General features: G+C 69.8%; 16 protein-coding genes and 1 pseudogene. 8 read left to right on the top strand and 9 right to left on the bottom strand.

Annotated features, from left to right (window positions below; genetic code table 11):
• Positions 1-5: 5 nt before the first annotated feature.
• From ABZS69_RS49815 to ABZS69_RS49785, 7 genes are all read right to left on the bottom strand, one after another.
• The gene (locus tag ABZS69_RS49815; protein WP_355386759.1) at positions 6-1,214 is read right to left on the bottom strand and encodes a cytochrome P450; all 1,209 of its coding nucleotides are present in this window, start codon (positions 1,212-1,214) and stop codon (positions 6-8) included.
• 401 nt (positions 1,215-1,615) lie between these two features.
• Complete coding sequence (locus ABZS69_RS49810; RefSeq protein ID WP_355386756.1) at positions 1,616-4,429, bottom strand: hypothetical protein; 2,814 nt, start codon at positions 4,427-4,429, stop codon at positions 1,616-1,618.
• On the bottom strand, positions 4,426-7,584 hold the full coding sequence (locus ABZS69_RS49805; RefSeq protein WP_355386753.1) for a DUF6493 family protein: 3,159 nt from the start codon (positions 7,582-7,584) through the stop codon (positions 4,426-4,428). The genes ABZS69_RS49810 and ABZS69_RS49805 overlap by 4 nt, the downstream gene beginning before the upstream one ends.
• The gene (locus tag ABZS69_RS49800) at positions 7,581-8,909 is read right to left on the bottom strand and encodes an SWIM zinc finger family protein (protein ID WP_355386750.1); all 1,329 of its coding nucleotides are present in this window, start codon (positions 8,907-8,909) and stop codon (positions 7,581-7,583) included. The genes ABZS69_RS49805 and ABZS69_RS49800 overlap by 4 nt, the downstream gene beginning before the upstream one ends.
• 179 nt (positions 8,910-9,088) lie before the next feature.
• Positions 9,089-9,793, bottom strand: a complete 705-nt coding sequence (locus ABZS69_RS49795; RefSeq protein ID WP_355386747.1) for a cytidylate kinase family protein — start codon at positions 9,791-9,793, stop codon at positions 9,089-9,091.
• A gap of 204 nt (positions 9,794-9,997) precedes the next feature.
• On the bottom strand, positions 9,998-10,957 hold the full coding sequence (locus ABZS69_RS49790; RefSeq protein WP_355386744.1) for a zinc-binding alcohol dehydrogenase family protein: 960 nt from the start codon (positions 10,955-10,957) through the stop codon (positions 9,998-10,000).
• Positions 10,954-11,196, bottom strand: a complete 243-nt coding sequence (locus tag ABZS69_RS49785) for a hypothetical protein (RefSeq protein WP_355386741.1) — start codon at positions 11,194-11,196, stop codon at positions 10,954-10,956. The genes ABZS69_RS49790 and ABZS69_RS49785 overlap by 4 nt, the downstream gene beginning before the upstream one ends.
• A gap of 80 nt (positions 11,197-11,276) precedes the next feature.
• Here ABZS69_RS49785 and ABZS69_RS49780 point away from each other — a divergent pair, with 80 nt between their 5' ends.
• A complete protein-coding gene (locus ABZS69_RS49780) occupies positions 11,277-11,909 on the top strand; it encodes a TetR/AcrR family transcriptional regulator C-terminal domain-containing protein (RefSeq protein WP_355386738.1) in 633 nt (210 codons plus the stop codon).
• 157 nt (positions 11,910-12,066) lie between these two features.
• Here the strand turns inward: ABZS69_RS49780 and ABZS69_RS49775 are convergent, their stop codons facing one another.
• Positions 12,067-12,351, bottom strand: a complete 285-nt coding sequence (locus tag ABZS69_RS49775; protein ID WP_355386735.1) for a hypothetical protein — start codon at positions 12,349-12,351, stop codon at positions 12,067-12,069.
• A 14-nt stretch (positions 12,352-12,365) separates the two neighbouring features.
• Here ABZS69_RS49775 and ABZS69_RS49770 point away from each other — a divergent pair, with 14 nt between their 5' ends.
• From ABZS69_RS49770 to ABZS69_RS49740, 7 genes and pseudogenes are all read left to right on the top strand, one after another.
• Entirely contained in the window at positions 12,366-12,632 is a 267-nt protein-coding gene (locus ABZS69_RS49770; protein ID WP_355386732.1) for a hypothetical protein, read from the top strand.
• A 265-nt stretch (positions 12,633-12,897) separates the two neighbouring features.
• Positions 12,898-13,209 (top strand): PadR family transcriptional regulator, encoded by a 312-nt coding sequence (locus ABZS69_RS49765; RefSeq protein WP_355386907.1) that lies wholly within the window; start codon positions 12,898-12,900, stop codon positions 13,207-13,209.
• Entirely contained in the window at positions 13,206-14,117 is a 912-nt protein-coding gene (locus ABZS69_RS49760) for a hypothetical protein (RefSeq protein WP_355386729.1), read from the top strand. The genes ABZS69_RS49765 and ABZS69_RS49760 overlap by 4 nt, the downstream gene beginning before the upstream one ends.
• A 338-nt stretch (positions 14,118-14,455) precedes the next feature.
• Positions 14,456-15,133 carry a DUF6461 domain-containing protein gene (locus ABZS69_RS49755; protein ID WP_355386726.1) on the top strand — a complete coding sequence of 226 codons (678 nt, stop codon included), beginning with the start codon at positions 14,456-14,458 and terminating at the stop codon, positions 15,131-15,133.
• A gap of 823 nt (positions 15,134-15,956) precedes the next feature.
• Positions 15,957-16,535 carry a hypothetical protein gene (locus tag ABZS69_RS49750; RefSeq protein WP_355386723.1) on the top strand — a complete coding sequence of 193 codons (579 nt, stop codon included), beginning with the start codon at positions 15,957-15,959 and terminating at the stop codon, positions 16,533-16,535.
• 104 nt (positions 16,536-16,639) lie between these two features.
• Positions 16,640-16,786, top strand: coding sequence for a pentapeptide repeat-containing protein (locus ABZS69_RS49745; protein ID WP_355386720.1), 147 nt, complete (start codon positions 16,640-16,642; stop codon positions 16,784-16,786).
• A gap of 196 nt (positions 16,787-16,982) precedes the next feature.
• Positions 16,983-17,150, top strand: a pseudogene (locus ABZS69_RS49740) (IS5/IS1182 family transposase); the annotation flags it as partial.
• A gap of 97 nt (positions 17,151-17,247) precedes the next feature.
• Here the strand turns inward: ABZS69_RS49740 and ABZS69_RS49735 are convergent.
• Positions 17,248-17,754: a transposase gene (locus tag ABZS69_RS49735; protein WP_355386717.1), complete on the bottom strand. Its 507-nt coding sequence runs from the start codon at positions 17,752-17,754 to the stop codon at positions 17,248-17,250.
• Positions 17,755-17,858: the final 104 nt, after the last annotated feature.

The following is a 17,858-nucleotide window of genomic DNA, read 5'->3' as shown; positions in this document are numbered from 1 at the left end:
CGGCACTACCAGGCAACGGGCATCGCGTGCAGCCCGAAGAACGGGGCATCGTCGGCGAAGGACAACTCCTCGAACCCGACCGCCAGGCGCAGCGTCGGTATCCGGGTCAGCAGCGTGCCGTAGGCGATCTGCAGCTCGGCGCGGGCGAGGTTGCGGCCGATGCACTGGTGTATCCCGTAGCCGAAAGCAACGTGGTGGTGGGCGGACCGGCGGATGTCGAACTCGTCGGGGTCCTCGAACGCCCGCACATCACGGTTGGCGGATGCGGCCAGCACCGTCAGGCGATCACCGGCGCGGATCCGCGCAGAGCCGATCTCCATGTCTTCGGTCGCAATCCGGTCGAAGCTCACCCAGTCCTGCACCGAGTGGAAGCGCAGCAACTCCTCGATCGCACCCGGCAGCAGGCTCGAGTCGGCACGCAACGCGGCAAGCTGCGCTGGGTGCCGCAGCAGCGTGAGTACGCCCAGGGAGATCGTGTTCGCAGGCGAGTCGTAACCCGCGAGCAGCAGGAGAAAACCGATGTTGATCAGCTCGTCCATGGTCAGCTCGCCGGTGGGCAGGTGCCTGGCGGCCAGCCGCCGGATCATTCCCTTGTGCGGTTCACGCTCTGCGCTGCGGATGAGTTCGCGCAAATAACCGCGAACGTCCCTGGACGCCTCGGCCGCCACGCTCGGATCCATACTCGTTACCGACAGCATCCGCAGCCGTGACTCGAAGAACTCGTGGTCGCCGGCCGGGATGCCGAACAACTCGCAGAGGACTCGCGACGGAACCCGGCGCGCGTACAAATCGACGAGGTCGGCGGGCGCCCCGGCCTCCAGTAACTCGTCGATCGCTGTATCGGCGATTCGCTGGAGGGCCGGCCGCATGGCGTCCATAGGACGGGCGCCGAGCTCTGAGATCAGCAACCGCCGGAACCGGCTGTGTTCCGGCGGATCCATGTCGACGAAGAAGCCGTCGTCGGGGCGATCGTCGTCGGGGCCGCGAGGCCGTTCAGGGCGTCCGGTGTTCGAGCTGATCCTCGGGTCACTGAGGATCCGCCGCGCCTCGGCGTAGCGGGTGACCGCCCAGACCGGTGCGCCGTTGGGCAGGGCGGCTCGGACGACCGGCGCGGTGGCACGCATCCGCTGATACTCGTCCGGCGGTGCGAACGGGCAGGTCCGCTCCATCGGGAAGGTCGGCGTCGCGGGTACGTCCTGCTCGGATGTGCTCATCGCGCTTCCCCGTTTGAGCCGGACGCCACGCCGGCGACGAGCCGACACCTTGGCCCGGCTCCGCGTACCCGCGCCGTGCCGCGGTCTCCGCCGGGACCATCGCCTATGTGACTGCGGTACCGGCGCCCACCGAGGAACCCGCGGGGTGCTTGTTTCGGCACCAAATCGGGCATAAGCCCAACCGGTCCACCACCGACTACCGCGACCTGTGCCATACATGCCTTTGCTGGAGGAATCATTGGATTGCCGACCGCAAGCCGGCAACTGTTCAGGTAGTGCCGATGCTAAATCGGGTGGTTCAAAAATTGCTAGTGATGGCATTTTCCGGTTTTGTCATGCATAATCCCCTTTGTTAGTGATCAACGACGCGCAAGGGCACATACCGCCGCCCCCTGAGCCGATCAGGCCTCCCGGGTCAGGAACTGGTGGAGGCTCCGGCAGGCCCGGGTCAGCGAGGTCGAACCGCGTTTCTGCGCGTGGGCGGCCACCTCGGGGATCTCGCCCCGCGCGCCGGCCCAGGTGGCGAGGTCGGCGGCCAGTACGACGGCATCGGTGTGCAGCCGCTGGGCCCGTTCGCCCTCTCTCGGGAGGAAGACGGCCAGGAAGTGGCGCAAGATCGTCCAGACCTCGGCGTGCGCGCCCTGCTTGGCGGCCAGTTCCAGTGAGGGCAGCGCGGGGTCGGCCCCGTAGCGGGTGCGGCGGCCGAGCAGGCCCAGCAGGCGGCCCGTCTCGGCGGCGGGGAGCGCGTCCTTGGCCGCCAGCTGAAGCAGCGGGGGCACCACGTCGTCGCCCTCCACGGTGAGGAAGTAGGCCAGGACCAGCGCCGTCGCCGGGCCGGACGCGCCTTCGGCCAGGGCCAGACCGCGGAGGTCGTCGATCGCGATGTCGGGCGGGTCGAAACGGTCGATCAGGCCGATCGCCAGATGAGCCGCCGCGAGCTCCCGGTGGTGGGGCGTCATGCCAGGCCAGAAGTGACGTGACGCACGCCGGAACGGGCGCGTCTCGGGCGCGGTCAGCAGGGCGTCGAGGTGGGCGAGCCCGGTGGGCTCCGCGGGTTGCCAGCTCACGTGGGCGATGCCGCGCTGGTCGAGGACCTGGTCGTCGTAGGGCCCGACGCGGGAGCCGAGGTCGAGGGTCCAGGTCAGCTCCACCTCCGGGGCCGGGGGAGCGCCGCGCTCGAACCGGCGGGCCACCTCCGTAGCGGCCGCCGAGCCGAGACCCTTCGCGCGTTCGGCCAGGTCGGGGGCGGGATCGGGCGGGAGGCGTAACAGGGCCTGTGCCATGTCCAGCGGGAGCGGTTCGCGGCCGGAGTCCGCGTACACGGCCAGGCGGTTGAGCAAGGTCTCGGAGTCGAGGTGGCCGTCGGCGCGGGTGGGGGTGGCCAGCAGGACCGGGGGCAGGGCTCCGGCCTTCGCCGCGCGCAGGAGTTCGTCGAGGCGGGACAGGAGGAAGGCGTGCGGGCGCGCGCACTCCCGCAGGTGGGGGAGGCGGTTCCAGGGGGCGGGCGCAGGTCGCGCCTTCGGGTCGTAGAGGTCGGTCTGCACGTCGTCCGTCCACAGGATCCCCTCCCGCACGTAGTCGGGCAGCTCGTGGAGCGGGACGATCGTGCGCAGGCCGGGGAACAGCTGGAAGGCCGCGGCCGCGACGTTCACCATGCCGTCGTACAGGGCCTGCCCGAGCTCGCCGGACAGGCCGGGGAAGGCCTGCTCCGCGTCGGCCCGCTGGTCCTCGGAGATCGTCTTCCGGTACGACGGGTGCGGACGGGACATGGGCGGCCCCGGATCTTCGCCGGGGTTGACGAGTTCCCTGGCCAGCGCCGTGCACCAGTCACGCGGGGACTGCCACGTCGGCGCGTCGTAGAGCACCGGTCGCAGGTGTTCGCCGAACCGCTGGGCCAGCGTTTCCTTCAGGGAGTCCGGGTTCGTATGTGCTTCCCGTGTGACCGCCGCCAGCCACGCCTCGACGTCGATCCAGCCGATCTCCTCCGGCGGGCCGCTCTCCAGGCCGGAGGTGGGGAACGGGCCGGGGACGGTGACCTCGGGCAGGCGGCCGGGGGTGAAGTCGCCGGCCCAGCCTTCGACGAAGCGCTCGAAGAGCTGCCGGGCCGAGGCCGGGGGCAGCAGTTCGGCCGCCTCCAGGATCGGGGCGGGGTCGGTGAGGTGGTCGGCGTGCTTGAGGGTGAGGGCGACCGCGCGGTCGCGCACCTCGTGAGAGGCGTGCGCGTACGCGTTGGTCAGCGCGGTGACGTGGTCGGCCACCCGTTCCGGGTGGCGGCCGAGGTCGCGGTCGAGCCAGGTCAGGCCCTTCACGGCGAGCTTGGCCTCTTGGCGGAAGGTCATCGCCTCGATGGCCTCGGCGACGTCCGCCGGGTCGAGCCGCGCCCGGCGAACCTGCTGCCAGGCCAGCTCGGCGACCGGGCCCGGTGCGGTGGGCAGCAGCCGCAGGTAGTCGCGCAGCCGCCCGGCCGACTCCTCCGGCGTGGGCGCCACGAGCGTGTGCAGCCGGACGAAGAAACGCAGGTCCTGCGCATCGCCGCCGAGCAGGAAACGGCTCACGCAGCCGGCGATGATCTGCTCGCGCGGCAGCGTGCGGGCGGCCAGGGCCAGGCGGCGGGACGGCTTCGGGGTGAGCGTCTCGTTGACCAGCGCCCGGCCCGCGCCGGCCGCCTCGAAGATCTTCGGAAGCAGGTGGGGCGTCAGCGGGTCATTGGCCACGCCCACCGCCGACAACCAGGCCGCCACCAGCGGCTCGTGGTCGGGTGGGGTGGCCTCGCCGTCGCGCAGCAGTTCCAAGGCCAGCGGTACGATCCGGTCGTCGGGACGGCGGATGCGGCGCGCGAGCCGTACCGCCAGCTTGGCACGCCAGGCCACCGGGCGACCGGAGACGGCCTTCACCAGCCGGTGCGGGCTCGGCGCGCCGGACCAGCGGGGATTGAGGTCGCGCTTCATCAGCCAGGTGGCCGCCCCGGCCGGGCCGGGAATGGTCGCCGCGCCCACCATCATCAGCTCCTCGAACGGGCCGGTGACCTGGTCGAAGGCGTCCCAGCCGACGGCCGGCAGCGGGCTCTCGCGGAGCTCGGCGAGCAGGTCCGGCAACTCGGCGGCGACGGTGGCCCGCTCGGCGTCGGTGAGCTTCGGCAACCGCAACGACAGACCCTCGGCGTCATGGTTGAGCACGAGATTCCTGATCTCGGTATGGATGTCGTCAAAGGTCATGACGTGGCTCCGGTGAGCTGGGCGTGGAGGCGCTTGCACTCGTGGACGAGGCGGATCGTCCGGCGACTCTGCGCGAACTCGCCGACGACCGGGATCTCCCCGCGCGCGCCGGTCCAGCGCGCCACGTCGGCGGCGAAGGCGACGAGTTCGGCGTGTGTCACGGTGATGCGCTGCCCCTGGCCCGGCAGCATCCCGGGCAGCAGGGCGCGCAGGATGCGCCACACCTCGTGGTGGCCGCCGGCGTCGGCCAGCTCGGTCAGGGCCACGATGGCGGGCCGGGTCTCGTACCAGGTGCGGCGCAGCACCAGCGCGAGCTGGCGGCCGATCGCCTCGGCGGGCAGCTCGCCCCTGGCGGCCATGCTCAGAACCAGCGGGATCATGCTGGGCACGCTGTCGGCCAGGAGGAAGGCGAGGATCACCGCCGTGGACTCGCCTATCGGGCCCTGGGCGATCTCCAGGCCAGTGACGTCCGCAGGAACCAGCCCCGCGCCCCAGTGGCTGCGCAGCAGGAAGGGCAGGAGGTTGACGGCCACGACCTCGCGGTGTGAGGGCAGCATGGCGGGCCACGCCCTGAGCGTGCCGCCGAACTCGTCGTTCGTCCAGTCGAACGGCTGGCGCAGCAGCACCTCGTCGATCAGCCGATGGCCCGTCGGGGCCGTCACCCGCAGCACGGGCTGCAGCCTGACCTCGGTGAAGTGTTCCGGTTCGCCGTCGCCGAACTCGACCATGGACGCGTCGACCATGTGGCGCCACACGTGGCCGCACTCGGGGTCGGCCATGCCGTCACCGGCGAGCCAGCGGGCGGCCGAGCGCGCCGCCGCCAAGTCGATCTTGGCGGCCCGGTCGGCCGCGGCTCGGTGGCAGCCCCGGGGCAACCGCAGCAGCGCCTGCGCCAGGTCGGCCGGGGGCGGCTCCACGCCGGCGGCGGCGCAGGTCTCCAGCCGGTCGATCAGCACGTCGGGGTCGAGGTGGCCGCTCATCCAGGTCGGCGTGGCCAGCAGCACCGGCGGCAGGGTGCCGTCGCGGAGGGCCTCGGCGAGTTCGGCGTAGCGGTGCAGCAGGAAGTCGTGGGGCGGGGAGACGCGATTGGGATGGGGCAGCTGGTTGCGCCGCCGCCACTCGTCGTGCTCGGGCAGCTCCTCGGGCAGGTAGGAACGCAGCCGGGGCGGGACGAAGATGACGGTCACCTGCACGAGCGGCTCGCCCGGGTGCGGCCGGGGCACCTGGCCACCCGACTGCATCGCCGCGATCCGGGCGGGGTCCACGCCGAGCTCGGCCATGTGCTCGTAGGCGGAGTCGAGGATGAAGGACGGCATGGCCTCCACGGAGTCGTCGTACAAGACGCCGGGCCTCGTCCGCACCGGATGGAGTCGATCCGGCAGCCTGTCGTCGCCGGTGGGGGAGCCGTTCAGGTGGATCCGGCCCCTGACGAAGGGGACCTGCCGGCCGCCTTCGTGGGCCACTGCCCCGTCCGGGCCGTCGTCGCTGGTCCAGGTGATGAAGAAGGCACGCAACGGGGTGTCGTCGTCGAGGTAGCGGCCAGGCCGGTAGGCGCCGCCCACCGTGATCCGCCGGGGCGACGGCTCCGCGTCGGGCTCCTCTCCACGGGCGAGGGCGCGTACTTGCACGGAGTAGTTCGCGCTGTCCCAGAACTTCTTCGGTCCGGTCGGCGGTGGCTCCGGCACGCTGCCAGGGGTGACGAACTCGGCGGACAGCGCCGACTGCCAGTCGTCGGGGTCGAGGAGCACGTTCCTGGACCGCCAGTGGCCCAGGTCCTGCTCGACGTGCGGCTTGAGCTCGCGGCGCAGTTTCGCCCGGTCGTCGGCGACCCCGGCGACGAAGGCCGCCAGCCAACGCTCCTGACCGATCCAGCGATCGTGGTCGTCAGGAGAGATCGACGGCTCGGGGAACCGCCGTGCCTCCGGCAGCTCGGGCAGCGGCGGGAACTCCTTCCGCTCCAGCAGCTCCTCGACCGCCACCTCCCCGCCGAACCGCTCGGCCAGCTTCGCGCCCAGGTCGGCGGGGAGGTGGCGGACGCCGTCGAGGATCGCCTCGGCATGATCGGCGAACAGGTCGGCGTATTTCCGGGTCAGCTCGACCGCGCGGTTGCGCACGTCGAAGGACTTGTGTGCGTACGCCGTGGTCAGCGCGGTCACGAAATCGGAGGCCGCCTCGGGCGTGGCCCGGATCGCCTGGTCGAGCCAGCGCAGGCCCGTGGCGGCGAGCTTGGCCTCGTCCCGGAAGGTGAGCGCTTCGACCGCCTCGACCAGGTCGGCGTGGTCGAGCGGCATCGCCCCGCGCACCTGCCCCGCGGCCAGCTCGGCGACCGTACCCGGAGCCGACGGCAACAACCGCAGGTAGTCACGCAGGCGGGGAGCGGACTCCGCGGGCGTGGGGTCGAGGAGCGTGTGCAGCCGGACGAAGAAACGCAGGTCCTGCGCCTCGCCGCCGCGCAGGAAACGGCTCACGCAACCGTCGAGCACCTGCTCCCTGGGCAGCCCTCGGGCGGCGGCGGCCAGCCAGCGGGTTGGCCGCGGCTCCAGCCGTTCGTCACGGAGGGTGCGGCCCGCGCCGTCGGCGGCGAAGACACGAGGCAGCAGTACGGGGGTCAGCGGATCACCGGCCACGCTCGGCGCGGCCAGCCAGGCGGCCACCAGCGGGTCGTGGTCGGGCGGCACGGCGCCGGACTCGCGCAGCAGCGCCACAGCCAGCGGCGCGATGCGGTCGGCGGGACGGCGCACCCGCTGGGCCAGCCGGACCGCGACATCACGACGCCACTCCAAGGGGCGGGTGGCCGCCACCCGGCACACCTGGGCGACATCGGGGTCCTCGGCCCAGCGGCGGTTGACGTCGCGGCCGGTCATCCACGTCACGGCGGCCGCCGGGCCGGTGATGACGCCGACACCGGTCAGCAGCAGCGCGCCGGCCAGTTCGTCGAGCAGGTCGCCGGCCTCCCAGGAGGCCAGCTCCTCGAAGTCGTCGGGATGCTCGGCGCGCAGCTGCTCGGTGCGGGCGTGGCGCAGCTCCTTGACGAGGCCGGGCAACCGCCCGCCCAGCTCGGCGCGTTCCTCCTCGGTGAGCGTGACCAGCCGGTCGCCCAGGCGGGTGACCTGGTTGCGAGTGACCAGATCGCAGATCTCCGTCCAGAGGGTCATCGCGAGACCTCCACGGCGGCTTGGGCGACGATCCGGGCGGCCAGCACGTGTTTGCACGGCCCACGGGAGCCGCGATGGTCCCACCACCACTCGCAGGTGCAGGACCCGTCGGCCAGCGAGACCCGGCGCGCGCCGCCCGAGGTGCGGACGGTGGCCGACTCGCCTTCGAGGCGTACGGCGCCTGCGTCGACGAGCTTGCGCGCCTTGGCCAGCCGCGGGTTGAGCAGGATCACGTTGTCCTTGTCATAGGGCAGCTCACGGTGGAAGTGGGCGGCCTCCGACAGGTCGTAGCCGACCCGGCCGGCGACGCCGAGCTGCGTCAGCGCGGCCCGCACCCGGTCGGCGGGGATGCCCGCTCGGTCGGCCAGCAGGCCGATCTCGACCTCGGGCTCGAAGTTGAGCAGCATGCCCACCACATCGGCGTCGTTCTCGGCCTCGTCGGTGGCCAGGTCGTCGAGCACCGCGCCCTCGCCGGAGAAGCCACGCCAGCGCTCGGGCGAGAGCGTGAGCGTGTAGCGCAGGCCCGGAAGCTCCAGCTCCCAGGCGCTGGAGGCGGCGTCGGCCGGACCGTACACCCGGAGGGACTTCGCGAAGCGAAGCAGCGGCAGGAGGGTGCCGAGCCGGTTGGGGCCGGCGAGCCGGACCGAGCCCGGAACCTGACGGTCGGACACCTTCAGCTCACGCCCCGCCTGCGCCACCCACACCGTGCCCTTCCTGGGCAGCCCGCGCAGGAACCGCACCGCCGCCATGCCGGTCAGCTCACCGCGCTGGTCCATGCCCGAGGCGATGACCTGCACCTCGGCGAACCCGCGCAACCAGCGCTCGGGCAGCGGCACCTTCTTCTCCACCACCGCGCCGTCCATCGTGGTCACGACCAGCTCGTCGAGGCCCACCCCCAGGTGCAACGGGTCACGCGCGCCGATCCGCGCCAGCGCCTCCCGGAGCGGCGCGTTCACGTCGACGTTGGTGGTGCCCCGGTCGAACACCTCGCCGTCGAGCGCGCCGTTCAGCAGATCGAGCCGGGCATAAACGCCGCCACAGGCCGAGAACGATTCGAACCGCAACCGGTCTCCGTTGCACGTCACCACCGGGTCCCGAACCCAGCCGGGCCGCGCCTGCGGCTGGTGGTAGCGGGCCAGCGCCACATCGGCGACGCCGAGCAGCCCCGCCGCGGCGGGGGCCGCCTGGGTCACCACGCCGCTGAAGAACCGGGGGGCCACGGCCGGGCCGGACAGGGCCCGGCCGCCGGAGGTCGCCAATCCGAGACGACCGTCGACGAGGGAGGAGGGCGCGGCGTACGTGTACGCCTGCGTCGCTGAAGTCATGGCCGGGACAATAGATCGCCCCACCGACAAACCGGCGCGGCAGCTGTCGAGGAGATGAAAGAACCTGCGAACATTCACCCCCCTTGCCGGACGAACTGGGTGATTTATCGTGCTCTTTGCGTGACGAAGCTGGGTTCCGGCGTTGAATGAGGTGGGCGCGGGAGAACCGCGAGCAATTGTCAAATCCTGTGTATCGATGAGTGTGGTCGGACTTCCCAGGTCGGCCGTTGGAGCTGATCGTTGTACACGATGATGTCGGCGTGGTCGGTTGGGCGGGCTATGGCGAAGTAGAGCTGTTGGGAGGGGATATAGCGGTTGCGCCAGGACCGTTCGATTTCGGCGGTGTCGGCAGTGGATTCGGCCAGTGCTGTGCCTCGGTACCGGGCGCGATCTACCGTCTGCTCGAAGGGGACGGAAACGAAGATGCGCAGGTCCCACCGGTCGATGAGTTCTGGGCGCAGGAGGAAGACGCCGTCGAAGAGCAGCACGGCGTCTGCGGGGGCGGTCGTGGCCGGCGGGGACGACGGGGTGTCGGTGTCTCTGTCGTAGACCGCGTGTTGGAACCTTCGGTCTCCGCCTGGGCCCAGCGGATCGAGCAGGACCCGGCACAGCGCGGCGTGGTCGTGGGCGTCGAAGTAGCAGCCTTCGGCCGAGTACTGGCCGCGTCGGTAGCGTTGTGCACGGGGGAAGAGGAAGTCGTCGATGGTCGCGCGGATGACGTCGCGGTCCTGCGCGCGCAGGACGACGGCGAGCTCGTCGGCCAGCGTGGTCTTGCCGGCGGCGGGCGGCCCGTCGATGGCGACCCGCAGCGGGTGCGCGATCGTGACGGACCTGATCGCCTCGGCCAGCCGACTGATGAGCTCGCCGCGGGTGCCTTGCTCCATTGCTGCCTCTCTCACGGTGTCTCTGTTTTTAGCGTTTTAGCACCGCACGTCAGGCTGCGGTCGCCGGCTCGTGTTCGACGAGGACGCCTCGTTCGAAGCGGCTGGGCACCGCCGCTCGGAGACGGTTCCGTCGCCGTCGTGGGTGGGACGGCGACGGAACCGCTGACCGGTGATCATCACTGGTGGGTCGTGGGCGCGGGCCGGTCATGGCATCACGACGAGTCGCCTGCCTTTGAGGTCGGTTCGCTGCCAGGCGGTCTCGATGTCGCTCAGCGGGACCTTCTCCACGTCGAAGGTGAGCTCGCCGGACCGCGTCCACGTCACGACCTGCTGGTACACCTCGTCCATGGTCTGCGGGTCGAGGCCCTTGGCCGCGCCGTAGATCTCCACGCCGGAGGTGCGCAGGCTCGACCCGGCGATGGCGACCTCGGTGCCGACCGACTCGCCGATCTGGACCACCCGGGTCGGCTTGCCGAACGCGAACGACCGCGGCACCAGGGCGCGCAGCAGGATCTCGCTGGGCCTGCCCCACAGGTAGTCCACGACGACGTCGTAGCCGTCCCCCCTGGCGTCGAGATACGCCTGCGCCAGCGCCTCGTCGGAGACCGCGGTGTTGATCACCGTGTCGGCCCCGATGGCCCGCACCTCGCGCAACTGGTCGTCGTCGCGGCCGGTGGCCACGATCCGGCCGACGCCCAGCAGCCGGGCCACCTTGACCGCGAGCCGCCCGGCGACCCCGGTGGCGCCCTGCACCAGCACCGTCTCCCCGGGAACGAACCCCGCGGCCGTCTTCATCGACATCGCGGTGACGGCCGAGGCCATCACCGCTACCACGGCCGGGTCGATGCCGTCGGGGATCGGCATGTAGGAGCCCTGGGGCACCACGGCCTTCTCGGCGAGCGCGCCGTAGGGCAGGCGGATGTTGCCGAACCCGACGAGCGTGCCGTCCGGGAGGGCGCCGATGCCGTCGAAGACGGGGATCATCGGAAGCCGGCCGATGTACTTCTCGCTGGCGTAGTGCGTACCGGCCGCGATCGCCTTGTCGACGTTCTCGACGGCGACCGCCTTGACATCGATGATCACCTCGCCGTCGCCGGCCACCGGATCGGGGAAGTCCTCATAGCGCGGGATGCCGCCGACCTCGTGGAGCACCGCCGCCTTCATCCCAGCTCCTGCCCGAACAAGCGGGCGACCCGCGTCTGCCACCCTGCCAGGACGCGAGGCGGACGGGCCGGAGAGTGGTTGAACCCGTGGTGGTGCGAACGGTGGTGCGAGCGCCGCCACCCATGGCCGTGGCGGGCCTGGCCCTGGTGGCCGGCCGGCTGCTCGATGTGCGCGGGAACCCCCGGTATGCGATGGGTCCCCCAGTGCAGCAGGTCGCGGAGCGAGTGCTGATGTCTCATCGTTGCCTCCTCTGGCACGTGAGTCTCTATCAGTGATAGAGAACTCTATCACTGATAGACTCGGAAGGGAGGTGCCGGAATTGGCTTTGGACAAGCAGCGGATCGTCACCGAGGCCGTCGCGCTACTGGACGCCGAGGGTCTCGACGGCGTGACCACGCGCAAACTGGCCGCCCGGCTCGGCGTACAGTCGCCGACCCTTTACTGGCACATCCCGAACAAGGCGGCGCTGGTCACCGCGATCGCCGAGGCGATTCTTGAGCAGCAGTTCCCCGAGCTGGCGTCGCCCGCGCCGGAGGAGCGCTGGCAGGACTGGCTGATCGGCCTGGCCGCGCGGCTGCGCCGCGCGCTGCTGGCCCACCCGGACGGAGCCCGGATCATCGCGGCCTCCCAGCTGTCCCTCAAGATGGCCGCCATCTCCGAACTGGCGATGAGCACACTGGTCGGGCGGGGCATTCCCCTGCGGCAGGCTCGCCTGATCGTGTTGACGGCGTTGCGCTTCACGGTCGGCTACGTCCTGGAGGAACAGGCCGGCCGCCCCGACGCGGACGCCCTGGACGGCTTCGACATGGCCGCCTATGCCACGGCGTACCCCACCGTGATGGCCGGCGTGACAGAGTACTTCCAGGCTGGCCGCACCGTCGACGATCTGTTCCGCGACTGCCTGGAACAGATCATCCATGGTCCTGCCGCGCAGCCCGGCCCCACGCCCTGACTGGTCAGCCGCTCCGCAGGCGAGTGAACCCTGGCGCGAGCACCCCGAGTCGCTCAACGCGGCAAGCCGACATCGTCGCTGTTTCATAGGCCCTCGCCTGTGAAAGAGCGACCCCGGCCGGCTCCCCCTGCCGCACCGGCAAGGGCAAGGTCGCCGCTCAGCACCACACCGCCCGCTTCCGGCTCGTGCTCGCCCTGGCCAAGGCGCTCAACGTGCCGGCCCGGGCGCTGCGCAAGCCGGGCTCCGAGAAGATCTCCACCCGCGCCCCGAGGCGGCCCGAACTCGAGCGGGCCGTGGACCCGGCCCGCGAGATACGCGCATCGCCGTCACCCTGGTCGTCCACGAGCACAAACGGCTCGGCCGCGGCGGCCCTGGCTGAGTTCGCCGAACAACTGCGGGCGTCGCCCTGGACTTCCTCACCGGCGAGCTGCAAGGCAGCCATGATCTGTCCGGCGTGTGTTCACCGTGCTGACTGCCCTGTCGGGGATGGAACGCGAGTACATCCGCGACCGCACCCTGGAAGGCCACGAGTACGCCCGCAAGAACGGCAAGGCCACCGTCACCAACCCCGCCCTGCTGTCCATGGCTCTGCACCTGCGCGAGATCGCCGCCCGCCTGGTCATCACCCAGGGCAAGAAGAAGAGTCGGCGCCCCTCACCCGCCACAGTCCTGCGCATGCTGCGCGACCACGACGAACAGGACCCAGCGAAGACACGGACGTGAGCGCCGAGCCCATGGCGTACCACCGTAATTGAACCGACCTCGCTGTGCTTCTCACCGCCGGCAACCAGAGCCATCGAGTTGCGACGCCCCTGGAAAGTGCCACCTGGCGGCGGGCCTTTCGACTGCGCGCGGCCGGAGGTACCCGAGACGAGACTCGCCGCCATCAGCACGCCCGAAGGCAGATCGACGGCTGGCCAGGCGGGCGATCGGCCGGAAACGCCACCCATATATCGGGACCCGATATATAGTGCACTCCGTGATCAAAATGACAGAGGCGACGTACTTCATCCTCGCCGCACTCTTACAAGCCCCCCTGCACGGCTACGGGATCATCAAACGTGCGGGTGAGCAGTCGGGCGGACGGGTGAGGCTCGCCGTCGGCACCCTGTACGGCGCGCTCGACCGGCTGGTCGAGGCGGGCCTCGTGGTGCTGGACGGGGAAGAGGTCGTCGACGGCCGGCCACGACGCTATTACCGGATCACGGACGACGGCGTGACCGCCGCCCGCCAGGAGGCCGTACGGCTTCAGCAGGCCGCCAGGGTCGTCACGAGCCAGATCGTGGTGATGGGGGCATGAGCACCGAGAACGTTCTGGAACGGCGTTGCCGCTCTCTGCTCAGGGCCTACCCGAGGGCATATCGCGACTCGCGCGGCGAGGAACTCGTCAGCACCCTGATGGAGGCGTCCGATCCGGAGGCGCGCCGCCCTCCGTTCAGGGAGGTGATCGCCCTTGTCACCGGTGGCTTCGCCGCTCGCGCGAGATACGCCAGACCCCCGGCGACGCCCTGGTGGGCGGACGGGCTCCAGTTGGGCGCACTCGCCGTGGCCACGACCACGTTCGCCACGGATATCGGAGTCGCGCGGGAGGGCTGGCGCATCTTCCTCGCCGAGCCCGTCTGGATGCTCGGCGCGATCGTGCTGATGGTGGCGATCATCCGTGGATGGGTATGGCCGGCACTGCCCCTCGCGCTGATCGCCGCACTCGAGACCAGCCGCTCGCTGCTGACAGGCAGCCTCGGTTATGGGGCGATCGAATTCGGCCCGCCTCATCTGTTCATTGGGCAGCTGCTGCCGTACTGGATAATTTTCATGGCCCTGGCCATCCTCGCGGTGCGGCCGGGAAACAGGCTCCCGGCCCGATCGTGGGCGTGGCTCCTCATCCCGGCGCTTTTCTGGGCGGCGGAGTTGATCGTCCCCGCATACACGCTGGGGTACGTCGTTCCCGCATTCACGCTGACGCTGACCTGGCAGATCTTCCTGGCGGGTGTCAAAGTGCTGGGACTCGCAGCCGTGCTCTGGGCCACTGTGGTGATCAGAGACGGCAGGTGGGCGCTGGCCGCCGCCCTCTATTTGCTGCCCAGCCTGACGTTCATCGGCGAAACCCTGGACCGGTACGGCACAAGGACCTTCGCCTACTGGGGCCTGCTCAGCCTGCTCACGCTGGCGTCGTTCGTCGCGGCCCGACGGAGCAGGCAGAGGGTCTGATTCACCCGAGCGAACGCGACAACACGAATTCTGCGTGCGCGCCGCAAACGCGAAGGCCCGCTCCTCAGCTGGCGGCATCAGCCGCCGAACTCAACGGCCACCCACACAAACGCTCGGCTGGACCACCCCGGCCGAGCGTCTCGCTGAGCTTCAGCCGTGTTGCAACAACCCCTGGAATCCGCCGACTGCTGTGAGGGCCCTTGGTACTGATGGAGTCACCTATTCAACTACCGCGAGTTCCGTGATTCCTGCGGCAACAGGTCGGCTCTCGAACAGCAGGTGCGCACGGAGGGTGAAGTGGGCCTGACTCTGTCGGTAGGGCCTGCCAAGATCGCGACATGGCAATCGATGTGCTGAGGCCGTTCCGCTGGCTGCAACCGCCGTACGGCGATCGGGGCAACCTACTCGGCGAGATCTACTGCGTGACCTTGCTGCGCGGGCTCGACCCGGCCGAGGTGCTGCGACGGTTCGGCGCCCGCACGAGCACGGAGATGAGCTTCGCCGAGCTGGATCTCGCGGTCTCCGACTTCACCATGGTGACCGGCGGCGGTGACGGAGGTGGTTATGTCGGAGTGGTCGCAACCGGCGATGGGTGCGCGGCGGTGGAGCCGTGCGGCTGGTCGGGGACGGACGACCCGACGCTGTCGCGGCTGTCGGCCGGCACCGATGTGGTGTCCGTCTTACGACATGACTACGCCTGCGACTACTTCCACTACGCCGCAGACGGCATCGTAATCACCGCTTTCGACCCGACCGCTCCCGAGCATCGCTCCGGTGCCGACACCGACCGGCTCGCCGGCCTCATGCGCGAGTTCGGCCTGCCCCTGGAAGCGAGCTCGGACGAGGAGTGGGACCAGCAGTACGACGACCTGTCCGAACACGGCCTCGCGCGGATGTTCGCGATGGCGGCCCGCTTGACCGGCGTGACGTTCACCGCCGACCTGCTGAACGGACCACTCCTGGTGGGCGCGATCGCCGACCTGCCGCAGGAAAACCTTCAGCGCGAGACACTCTGATACGGCGACCGGCGCACCTTCCGGGGTAGCGGTCTCTCTGCCGCGAGTTGCCGGCTTCGTGGAGCTCGATGGTGACCGTCCGTGCTGCCCGGCGGCGTTGGAGCTCTGCAACCCCTGCCAGGCTGGTCCTCGCCCTGGGCGGGCACCAGGAGCATCCCGCCCTTCGCCGAGCGTGCGACATACCCGCGATAGACCGCCCCTGGATACGGTTGCCCGCGTCAACCATTCGCGAGTGCCCAGGAGACCCCGCATGCACAAGAGCGACCGCGTCGCTCCTTCCGGCTGGCGGGCAGCTCGATCCTCGCTGCCCGGAGTCCTGAAGTAGCGGTGATGCGAACCCTCCTGGCCCTCCTGGCCCTCCTGCTCGTAGCCACGCTGACCGCCTGCGCCGCCGATCTCCCTCCCACGGCCCGCTCCGCCGGGCCGAGCGCCCGCCCGGCCACCCCCGCCGTCGTCGTCGCCGACCGGCTACGCCCCATCACCGGGGCGCAGGTCCGCGCGGCCGTCCCCAGGGTGCTCCGGAAGTCCCCTGCTTCCCGGCGACCTGCTCAGCGACGGGATCTCCTGGAGCTACACCGTCGCTATCGCCACGTCGGCCTGGGCGGACGACGGGGTACGACTCGGCACCGTCTACGGCACCCAACGCATTCTCGCCGTAGACGGCAATAAGCGGGAAAAACCTACGACTTGTGGTGGGTAGAGGCACACGTGCCAGGGCGGAATCCACACGCTAACCAGAACTAAACATCTCTGATGCCCCCCAGGAGCCCGAAGCAACTCCCCTGGGGGGCATCCATGTCCCGTCATAAAGGATGATCGTCTGATGTTCGATGAGATCGTCGCTCGTTACCGCGACCTGCTGGAGGACCTTGACACCTTCGCTTACACGGTCACTCTTCCCGACTCCGGCGCGCTCTCGATCGAGGACGCGGTGCACCGTCTGGGATGCGATCCGCTCACACTGATAGGCGACGAGGACCAGCACAGTCCCGGCAGCCTTCATCTCTACCGAGTCGATCAAGGCATCGTCACTCTCGACTGGACCAATCCAGGAGAGGAACGCCAAGAGGTGAGTAACCGGTTGTCCGGCCCAGGATTCCGGCACTGGTACGTGTCCGTCGACATCGAGGGCAACACCAGCATGTATGTTCGATATGGAAATCTCGAGGGAGACCTGGACCATCCAGGACCGATCGACATACCCTTCCACGAACGGTCGGAGCGCCTCGGCCCGATGAACGGTTACAGGGAGCTGCTGGCGGCGGGGTACGACAGCGACGTGGCGGAGGCCGAAATAGATATCACTGCGGCATGTCTGACCGTGGTCGAGTTGGAAAGCGGCGTGCGCCTGAGCGACGAGCTCATGGACGCTCCTCACTCAACATTGCCAATGGTCACGTAGCCCGCGCCGAGGCACGCGCCAACGTCGCCGCCTCGGATTGACGTGCTGGTAGGTGTCGTTTCGGGGCGGGCCCGTTCGTCATCAGGTGACGGGCGGGACGACCCGTGCCGAGCGCACCGGAGAACTCCTACGCCGACGGTTTGGCGAGCAGCCTGACCGGAGTGCAAATCCAGGGCGCGTCGCTGCCAGGGGCGGACATGGCATTCTCCAGCCTGAGCTCAGCGAATCTCCTGAAGGACCCTGCTGGTTAACTCGCGCGATGCCAACTGGTTCATGATCTGATGGCTTCTGTCCTTGATCACGCCCGTGGGAGCAGCCGTTGCCTTCGTCTTGGCTGCGGGATGGATAGAGGTAGCCGTGTCGATGCAGCCGATGCCGTAGCCGGAGCCGGCGCCTGAGGTCGCGGCGGCGATCCGGGCGATCTACCGAGGCAGGCGGCAGGTGCCGTTACCGGTGCGGGTGCGTGATGAGTTGGGCGAGGTGTTCGCTGATGAGGCGTTCGCGGGCGCCTTCGGCAGGGAGGGCCGGCCGGGCTGGTCACCGGGACGGCTGGCGTTGGTCACGGTGTTGCAGCGGGGGGACAATCTCACCGACCGGCAGGCCGCTGAGGCGGTGGCCACCGATCTGACCCGAAAATAGAGATCAGTGGGCAGGCGGCAGCGGACCCCGCCGTCGTGTGGCTGGTCAGGGTCGGCCTCAAGCGGTATAGGTATCAGGCGACTTCTGGTTCGACTGTCACCTTCCCGTCCCGCACGAGGATGGTCTGGCCGGTGAGCGCCTGCAAGTGCCGGGCCAGGTTGCGGAGCTTGCGGTCCTTGTTGATGCGGGAGTCGTAACAGCCGGGGCCAAGGTCGCGGAAGTGGGCCTCGGGGTCGGACAGCAGGTGCCAGATACCGTAAGCACGGCGTTGCCGGAGGCGACAACGGCTTTCTGTGGCGCCATCCGTCGGGCCAGCCGGCGGTGCCTGGTCCGCAGGAAGATCTGGGTCCGGAAGAAGCCGAAGACGATACGCCCGAGGATGCCGCCGAGACCACGGGTTGCCCTGGCCGCGGCCCTTGGCCTTCTTCTTGCCCGCCGACTCGTGCGTCTTGGGGCAGAACTTGGCCCAGGAGACCAGATGAGCCGAGGCCGGAAAGCGGCTCATGTCGATGCCGATCTCCCCGATGAACTCGGCTGCGGTGGTGGTGTTGATCCCGGCGACCTCACACAACTTGCCCATCTGATGACCGAAGATAACCTGAGCCGCTGCCCGGGAACCTCGATCAGCTCGTACGTGCACCGCTCCGCCACCAGGATCCCCGCCGTCGTCAGGAGCGCGACGAC

It is taken from the genome of Nonomuraea sp. NPDC005650 (genome assembly GCF_040605375.1).
GTDB lineage: Bacteria > Actinomycetota > Actinomycetes > Streptosporangiales > Streptosporangiaceae > Nonomuraea.
This window is presented reverse-complemented; position numbering and strand designations above follow the sequence as displayed.

Bases quoted from the DNA above. Each gene is read 5' to 3' on its own strand.
- ABZS69_RS49815 (WP_355386759.1), bottom strand. From the start codon at position 1,214: ATGAGCACATCCGAGCAGGACGTACCCGCGACGCCGACCTTCCCGATG.
- ABZS69_RS49810 (WP_355386756.1), bottom strand. From the start codon at position 4,429: ATGACCTTTGACGACATCCATACCGAGATCAGGAATCTCGTGCTCAAC.
- ABZS69_RS49805 (WP_355386753.1), bottom strand. From the start codon at position 7,584: ATGACCCTCTGGACGGAGATCTGCGATCTGGTCACTCGCAACCAGGTC.
- ABZS69_RS49800 (WP_355386750.1), bottom strand. From the start codon at position 8,909: ATGACTTCAGCGACGCAGGCGTACACGTACGCCGCGCCCTCCTCCCTC.
- ABZS69_RS49795 (WP_355386747.1), bottom strand. From the start codon at position 9,793: ATGGAGCAAGGCACCCGCGGCGAGCTCATCAGTCGGCTGGCCGAGGCG.
- ABZS69_RS49790 (WP_355386744.1), bottom strand. From the start codon at position 10,957: ATGAAGGCGGCGGTGCTCCACGAGGTCGGCGGCATCCCGCGCTATGAG.
- ABZS69_RS49785 (WP_355386741.1), bottom strand. From the start codon at position 11,196: ATGAGACATCAGCACTCGCTCCGCGACCTGCTGCACTGGGGGACCCAT.
- ABZS69_RS49775 (WP_355386735.1), bottom strand. From the start codon at position 12,351: ATGGCTGCCTTGCAGCTCGCCGGTGAGGAAGTCCAGGGCGACGCCCGC.
- ABZS69_RS49765 (WP_355386907.1), top strand. From the start codon at position 12,898: ATGACAGAGGCGACGTACTTCATCCTCGCCGCACTCTTACAAGCCCCC.
- ABZS69_RS49760 (WP_355386729.1), top strand. From the start codon at position 13,206: ATGAGCACCGAGAACGTTCTGGAACGGCGTTGCCGCTCTCTGCTCAGG.
- ABZS69_RS49755 (WP_355386726.1), top strand. From the start codon at position 14,456: ATGGCAATCGATGTGCTGAGGCCGTTCCGCTGGCTGCAACCGCCGTAC.
- ABZS69_RS49750 (WP_355386723.1), top strand. From the start codon at position 15,957: ATGTTCGATGAGATCGTCGCTCGTTACCGCGACCTGCTGGAGGACCTT.
- ABZS69_RS49735 (WP_355386717.1), bottom strand. From the start codon at position 17,754: ATGGGCAAGTTGTGTGAGGTCGCCGGGATCAACACCACCACCGCAGCC.